This window comes from Tsuneonella litorea, assembly GCF_025154015.1.
Classification (GTDB): Bacteria; Pseudomonadota; Alphaproteobacteria; order Sphingomonadales; family Sphingomonadaceae; genus Tsuneonella; species Tsuneonella litorea.
Genome location: NZ_JAOAMV010000012.1, coordinates 1 through 6,470 on the forward strand (window position 1 = coordinate 1; position 6,470 = coordinate 6,470).

At 62.8% G+C, this 6,470-nt stretch carries 7 protein-coding genes; 1 reads left to right on the plus strand and 6 read right to left on the minus strand.

All coding sequences use genetic code 11. The annotated features are described in order from the left end of the window. Positions 1–797: restriction endonuclease (locus N0B51_RS14625; protein ID WP_259963333.1), on the plus strand; the 797-nt coding region annotated here is incomplete at its 5' end. A 28-nt stretch (positions 798–825) separates the two neighbouring features. Here N0B51_RS14625 and N0B51_RS14630 read toward each other — a convergent pair. From N0B51_RS14630 to N0B51_RS14655, 6 genes are all read right to left on the minus strand, one after another. Continuing rightward, positions 826–1,053: a hypothetical protein gene (locus N0B51_RS14630; protein ID WP_259963334.1), complete on the minus strand. Its 228-nt coding sequence runs from the start codon at positions 1,051–1,053 to the stop codon at positions 826–828. A 133-nt stretch (positions 1,054–1,186) separates the two neighbouring features. Further along, positions 1,187–1,630 (minus strand): hypothetical protein, encoded by a 444-nt coding sequence (locus N0B51_RS14635; protein WP_259963335.1) that lies wholly within the window; start codon positions 1,628–1,630, stop codon positions 1,187–1,189. Then, positions 1,630–2,994, minus strand: a complete 1,365-nt coding sequence (locus N0B51_RS14640; RefSeq protein WP_259963336.1) for a site-specific DNA-methyltransferase — start codon at positions 2,992–2,994, stop codon at positions 1,630–1,632. The genes N0B51_RS14635 and N0B51_RS14640 overlap by 1 nt, the downstream gene beginning before the upstream one ends. 802 nt (positions 2,995–3,796) lie before the next feature. Further along, positions 3,797–5,479 (minus strand): recombinase family protein, encoded by a 1,683-nt coding sequence (locus N0B51_RS14645; RefSeq protein ID WP_259963337.1) that lies wholly within the window; start codon positions 5,477–5,479, stop codon positions 3,797–3,799. Further along, positions 5,472–5,894: a DUF2924 domain-containing protein gene (locus tag N0B51_RS14650; RefSeq protein WP_259963338.1), complete on the minus strand. Its 423-nt coding sequence runs from the start codon at positions 5,892–5,894 to the stop codon at positions 5,472–5,474. The genes N0B51_RS14645 and N0B51_RS14650 overlap by 8 nt, the downstream gene beginning before the upstream one ends. Next, positions 5,891–6,229, minus strand: coding sequence for a DUF3489 domain-containing protein (locus tag N0B51_RS14655; RefSeq protein ID WP_259963339.1), 339 nt, complete (start codon positions 6,227–6,229; stop codon positions 5,891–5,893). The genes N0B51_RS14650 and N0B51_RS14655 overlap by 4 nt, the downstream gene beginning before the upstream one ends. Positions 6,230–6,470 lie beyond the last annotated feature (241 nt).

The window sequence follows — 6,470 nt, forward strand, 5'->3', positions numbered from 1 at the left end:
GAGTGCGCCAGCACTATCTTTCGCAAGGCCTGCGCCCGGCAACCGCAACGGGCTACCTCAACGAGACCCGCGCCTTCTACGATGCCGACCCCCACGTGCTGTGGATCACCTTTGCCCGCGGGCGGCTGTGGTGGGCCTTCGCCAAGCCTGAGGTGCACTGGATCGGCGGCTCGGGCGTGGCGCATGGGACTCGCTACCGCGAGACCCTCGACGGCTGGCACGACCATGATCTTGACGACAAACCGCTCGATCTTGAACGCCTGAGCACGAGCCTGACCCAGCTGGCCGGCTACCGCCGCACCATCTGCCGGGTTGCCCAAGCCGACTACTGCCTGCGGATGATCAACGCGCAGGTCGATCCCCTGCTCGTTCAAATGGGAGAAGCGCGGCAGCGGCTCGAAAGACATCTTGCTGCGGCAATCGCGCGGCTGAGCTGGGCCGATTTCGAGTTGCTGGTCGAGCTGATCCTCACCCGCAGCGGCTGGCGGCGGATTTCGGCGATCGGGGGCACGATGAAGGATGTGGACCTGGTGGTCGAACAACCGTTCACCGGTGAGCGCATGCTGGTCCAGGTCAAGTCCAAGGCGGACCAGGCCGTGGTGGACGACTATGCCCGCCGCCTCGGTGCCCGCGCGGGCGAGGAACGGCTCCTGTTGGTGTGCCACTCGCCGCAAGGCCAGCTGCGCGAACCCGAGATTGCCGGCGGGCGCCGGTTGCAGATCATGGTGGGCGCTGAGATCGCGCGCCGGGCCGCGGGTTGCGACCTTGTGGGCTGGGTGATTGACCGCGCCCGCTAGGCCCGCACTGCAGCCCCTCGCCGCTTGTTTAGCTCGCCTGGCCCTCTTGCTTCTCCGCCTGGTTCACCAGCACCCCCGCCGCGGCTCCCAAAGCCGTCAGCTCGGCACCCAGCGTCGCCAGCGTCGCGGCGGTGGCGGCAGCGGCGGCCAGGTCGCGCGGCGGTGTGACAAGCTCAAGGTGCCGATCTTCGAGTAGCATCGCCCCGGCCGTGCCGAGCTGGCCAACCAGGTCGCGGACGTGCTTCTTGTCGAGCATGGGGCAGGCGTCCTTTCGCGCCTACTCAAGCGCGAGAACGGCGGCGAAGTCGAGATGCAGCTTTTGGGGAGCCCGCCAGTGTTCCGATAACGGCGCGGGCGGTTACAACGACGTTTTCTGCTGCCGCTTTGTCCTACCGATAGGCCGAACGTCCTCCGAACTCCCGTTCAAGCTCCTGGCTGCGCTCGTGTTCTTCTGCGAGCCGTTTAACGAGTTTATTTAGCCCCTCGCTATCAAGGCGGCGATCGTGCGCGCTGGACGCGTTGGTCTCCGGAACGAGCGTGCCGAGGTACTTAAGGATGGCAAGCTTCTCCCTTAGCTCCGCCTTGCCGAAGTCCGCCAGGAGCGACTTGATCATCGCCGTGACCCGGGGTTCCCTACGCCTGACGCCGTTCACATTGACGAAGATATCCTCCAGAAGCGCCTTCAACGCCGCATCGCGTAGCGAAGCATCCGGTTCACGCTTGGGCTTCCTGGGACGGCCGGCCGAATTGGCCGACGGCATGCCGGCCTTGAACCAGGTCCGCCGTGATCCAGGACCATTGCCCCGCCCAACCCCTGAGTTCGCCCGCGCCATCACGCCTCTCCTTCGCCGCGTCGGTGAGCGAGTTCGGCGAATGGCTCACCCGTCTCAGCCAGAACAGCAACTACGCCGGTGGCATCCTCGTACCGCCTGATGATGACGTCCACGTAACGCGGATCGATTTCGACAAGACATGCAGAGCGCCCGGTGCGCTCCGCCGCGATGAGTGTGGTGCCCGATCCACCGAATGGGTCCAGGATGAGGTCGCCCTCGGCGCTCGAGTCCAAGATCAGGTCGGCCATCAAAGCTGTCGGTTTCACAGTTGGGTGAAGCTTGAGCGCCTTGTTGCGTCCACGCCCGAACGTATTGACCCCGGGATAGTTGAGGACATTGGTGCGGTAGCGTCCGTGCCGACCGAGTTCGACGTTGTTGAGGTGAGGTCCGCTGCCGTGCTTGAAGACGCCGATCAACTCATGTGCGGAACGATAAAAGCTTCCGAGACCCGCGTTGGTCTTTGCCCATACCAGAAGGTTCAGGAACGCCAGGTCCGTCTCTTCGGATGCCGCGATCAGCTCAGCGATGTGCCGCCAGTCCATGAACAGGTAAAGCACTGCTCCGTCCAACAGATGTGGCTGAAAGGCCCGAATGCCGCTTGCGAGAAAGTTGGTGAACTGCGGCTTGGTCATCTCGCCCGAAGCCATAGCGAACTCCGAGTGGCGCCTGGTCCCTGAGACGTGGCCGTCAATCTTCACGTTGAAAGGCACGTCGCTTGCAACGGTGCGAACCTTGCGATCTCCTACCGCCTTCGCGATGATCGCCAGGTCGGTTGCATCCCCGCACACGACAGTGTGCCGCCCGAGCAGGTAGACTTCGCCCAAGCGTGCCGTTGCTGGCCCCGTGACGGGCTCGTTTTCAGCAGCGCTGGTGTCGTCAAGATCACCGAGATCATCATCGAGCTTTTGCCCGATGATGATGTCGCGTTCCGTAATGCTGAATGCGCTCCGATCCAGATCGATGTTCGGCTCGAGGATCGCGATCTCTTCGAACTCGATCGCGAGCGCGCGTGTGTCCCATTCGACGCCTTCGGCGAGCTTGTTGTCAGCGATAGCGAACAGTCTGAGCTCAGCATCGCTCAAATGCTCGGCCGGGATTACGGGTACCTCTCGCAGCCCTAACCACTTGGCGGCAGCGAGCCTCGCATGGCCAGTCACCAGTGTCTTGTCCTTGCGCACGATCAAGGGCACCAGGAAGCCGTGTTCCGTGATGCTTCGGGCAATCTGCTTGATCTGGCGTCGCTTGTGCGGGCGCAGAACGCGCTCCGGGACAATGATATTGTCGACAGGGACGTATTCGAGCTTCAGGCGAATGTCGCCGCGAGCCGGCTTCAAAGCCGTCGTAGTTTGTAGATGCTTGGGCACAACCCACACTCCAACTGAGGCCTGCCGCTACCTGCAGGCTAAGGTGGGGTTGTGTTGCTCTGATAGACGATCCTTGCGCCCCAAGTCAATCCCAGAAGCAAACTCAGTCATTGCAAGAAAAGTAAAGTATCCACCCAAGCAGCCCTCGGTCCCAGAGAGACCGGTGCAGCCCGGTTGGTCTCCGGTACCGTTCCAGTTCCTACCCAGTTACTTTCCAGTTGCGTTCCCGGATAGGGCAAATGCCTCGCAGGTGCATCACAACCGGGAGCATGGCGCCAAGCGTCGGACGAAGCGTCGATTTTCGAGACGGAGGTGGCACGAGGATGGGTTGGCCGGTAGCCGAAACCCGCGGAATTGCTCGAAAAGGGGATAGAGACTGGTTCGCTTAGGACTGCGACGCGCACCACCCAGTCCTTAAGTTCTTGTAAAAGAACGATTTTCTTTCTGAAAATTTGACCGGCCAACTCGGCCTTCTGGCCGATAGGGGAGCTCGTCGGCGGAGCGGCGGGGTGGAGCCCTGCGCTCAAACTGATCACACATTATCCGGCCTGATAACGAAACGACGAAAGTTGGGCCGGAATTGTCACAAAGTTCGAATCTTCTCAAGAGCACCACTCAGTCCTGAGTGATCTGTAAGGATCTGGAAAGCCGCTGAGCTTGCGCAGAGAATGACGCAGTTCTGCGGCCTTTGCGTATCCTGGATCGAGAAGGCGCAGTCAGAGACGCGCTGCCCATGCGTGGAATATGGGCGCTTCTCGCCGGCCGTCTCAGGCCGGAATATTCTGACTGCAAATGGTGAAGCTCAGGCGAGCCGCAGCTCGCGCCGTTGCTCGGTCCAGGACAGCGGGATAGGCTGGCTCATCAACCGCGAAGCGGTGAGATGCTCGGGCTGCTTACCCTCGACGATCGCCGTGACGATGTCGGGAGCGAGACAAGCGAGTGCGACCAGCTTGCCCAGCCTGGTGCGGCATCGTCCGTGCTCGTGCGCGATGCTCGCGATGGATCTTTCGGGTGACTCGAGAACAAGCTGCCTAGCGAATTGGGCCTCGGCGAGAAGAGCGACCAGCTTATCGTCGCGGCGCGCCGGCTTCGGCCTCGCGTGTTCCGGCCCAGGAATGATGAGACGAAGCTGGTGGCCTCGCCGGACGCGGACAGCGGGAGTCGTGATGACGAGTGGCTTCGCAGTGCTAGAGCTGACCCTAAATCCGAGCCGCTCGCGAAGGCCTCCGACTTCCAGCTCCGTCTCGATTCTTTCCTCGTGCAGGCGAACCTGCCGGACGAAGGTGTCGAGCAACTCGGCTCTTGCACACGCACTGCCGCTGCGGAGGGTGGCCGCCATCAGCTCGGCCTCGCCGGCCGCCTTCTGCAGCTGTTCGGCATTGAGCGTCTGCGAGGCTGTGAATTCGAGGATGAACTGACGATCGAGCAGCCTCTCGGCGATGCTTGAGCAGACCAGCTGCTCAAGGTCATGAGCCGAGACCCGCCACGCCCGGGTGCCGTCGACTTGGTCGGGACGAGTGACGTAGTAGCGATAGCGCCTGCGCGACTTAGTCGCGTGGCTCGGAGTCATGTCGCGGCCCTCGCCATCTACGAGCTTGCCGACGAGGAGGCTGGGGTGCTGCTGTTTCAGCCGGCGCGACGAGCCCGATGCATTGGCGGCACGCAGCGACTGCACGTCCTCCCAGAGCTTCTCCTCGACGATCAATTCGTGCTGGCCGGGATAGGCCTCGCCCTTGTGAACGATGAACCCGCGGTAAATGCGGTTCGACAGCAGGTGATAGAGCGTTCCCCGTCGGTAGATGCAGCCGCCCTTATGCGGACCGCTGTTCCGCCTCTGGACCTTGGTACGGTAGCCGTCGCGGTGCAGCTCTTCGGCTAGAGCGGGGACCGAGCTCAAGGCCAGATAGCGGCGCATGATGTGGCGGACCTGCTCGGCCTCGTCCTCCTTCACCACAAGCTTGCGCTCGCGCACTTCGTATCCAAGCGGCACCGGGCCGCCCATCCAGAGGCCCTTCTTCTTCGATGCCGCAATCTTGTCCCGGATGCGCTCGCCGGTGACCTCGCGCTCGAACTGCGCGAAGCTCAAGAGCATGTTGAGCGTAAGCCGGCCCATGCTTGTGGTCGTGTTGAAACTCTGGGTGATGCTGACGAAGCTCGCTCCCGCTTTATCGAGCACTTCGACGATTTTTGCGAAGTCCGTGAGGCTGCGGGTCAGGCGATCGATCTTGTAGAGCAGGATGATGTCGACGCTGCCGGCCTCTACATCTGCCAGAAGGCGCTTCAGTCCTGGCCGCTCCATGTTGCCGCCCGAGAACCCGCCGTCGTCATAGCGATCCTTGACCAGCACCCATCCCTCATGGCGCTGACTAAGCGCGTAGGCCGTACAGGCCTCGTATTGCGCATCGAGCGAGTTGAACTCCTGCTCGAGGCCATCCTCGGTGGACTTGCGGGTGTAGACCGCGCAGCGGAGCAGCTTGTCAGCCATGGGCGGTCAGTCCGAAGAAGCGCGGTCCGGACCAGTGCGCGCCGGTCACGTGGCGGGCTATCTCGCTGAGTGAGCGCCAGGTCCGGTCAGCATACTGGAAGCCCCTTTCCAGAACCTCGACCGTAATGGTCTGGCCCTTCCATTCGCGCAAAAGTCGGGTTCCGGGTGAAAGTTCAACGTTGCGGCGCGGAGGAGCAGCCTCAGGCCCTTCCAATGCAATCCGGGCAAGTTCGCGCGCGACCAGCGCGGGCAAGGTGCCGTGGCGGCGCTCCTGCAGGCGCTGCGCCAAGAGGCGTCGCAGCAAAGCGGGGGGAACGGAAGGGGGGGCAGCCCCTTCCATTCCGCTCCACTTCTCCCTCAGCTGGGCCGGGGAGAGGCTCGCCAGCGCATTCAGTTCATCGTCGAGGCGGCTCATTGCGAGGCAAGCTCCGCGAGCGCGTATCGGCTCACACCGTCAACTTTCGTTCGCTCAATCGAGTGGCCCTTCTTCTTCAGCCCGGTGAGCGCCGCTCGCGTGGTATGGGGTAGCCAGCCGGTCGCCTCAACCAGCTCATCGAGCGTGGTGCCCTGAGTCCGCTTGAGGAGCGCAAGCACCGCTTCTGTCTTGTTCGGCTTTTTGGAGGCGTCGGCGTTCGCCTGCTCCTGGGCCGGCTCAGGTTGCGCGGCCGCATTGTTCGCGTTCGAGGCTGCTTCGGCCTTCGGCTCCCTCGCCATCCGACGATTTCGCTTCGCTTTCGTGGTACTCGTCATGGGTGGTCTCCTGATCGAGGCAGCCCAATTGCTGCCCCACCACCCAGTGCCCTGCCGATCACGCCGGTCAGGGCAGCAGCCGGTTCGGCCGGCCGCTATTCACATGCACAGCAATGCTCTGTTCGGGGACGAAGTCGAGTGCATTCGGGGCGTCCGCTTCGCGCCCCTATTCTGTTGAAGAAGTCGGGTTCTGCGTTGCTGGCAGGCTGACGCGGATCGGGGGCGAGCAGCTTTCCTCGCC

What these genes read in the sequence shown, in the direction of transcription:
- N0B51_RS14630 (WP_259963334.1), bottom strand. Translation starts at nt 1,053, where the DNA reads ATGCTCGACAAGAAGCACGTCCGCGACCTGGTTGGCCAGCTCGGCACG.
- N0B51_RS14635 (WP_259963335.1), bottom strand. Translation starts at nt 1,630, where the DNA reads ATGGCGCGGGCGAACTCAGGGGTTGGGCGGGGCAATGGTCCTGGATCA.
- N0B51_RS14645 (WP_259963337.1), bottom strand. Translation starts at nt 5,479, where the DNA reads ATGGCTGACAAGCTGCTCCGCTGCGCGGTCTACACCCGCAAGTCCACC.
- N0B51_RS14650 (WP_259963338.1), bottom strand. Translation starts at nt 5,894, where the DNA reads ATGAGCCGCCTCGACGATGAACTGAATGCGCTGGCGAGCCTCTCCCCG.
- N0B51_RS14655 (WP_259963339.1), bottom strand. Translation starts at nt 6,229, where the DNA reads ATGACGAGTACCACGAAAGCGAAGCGAAATCGTCGGATGGCGAGGGAG.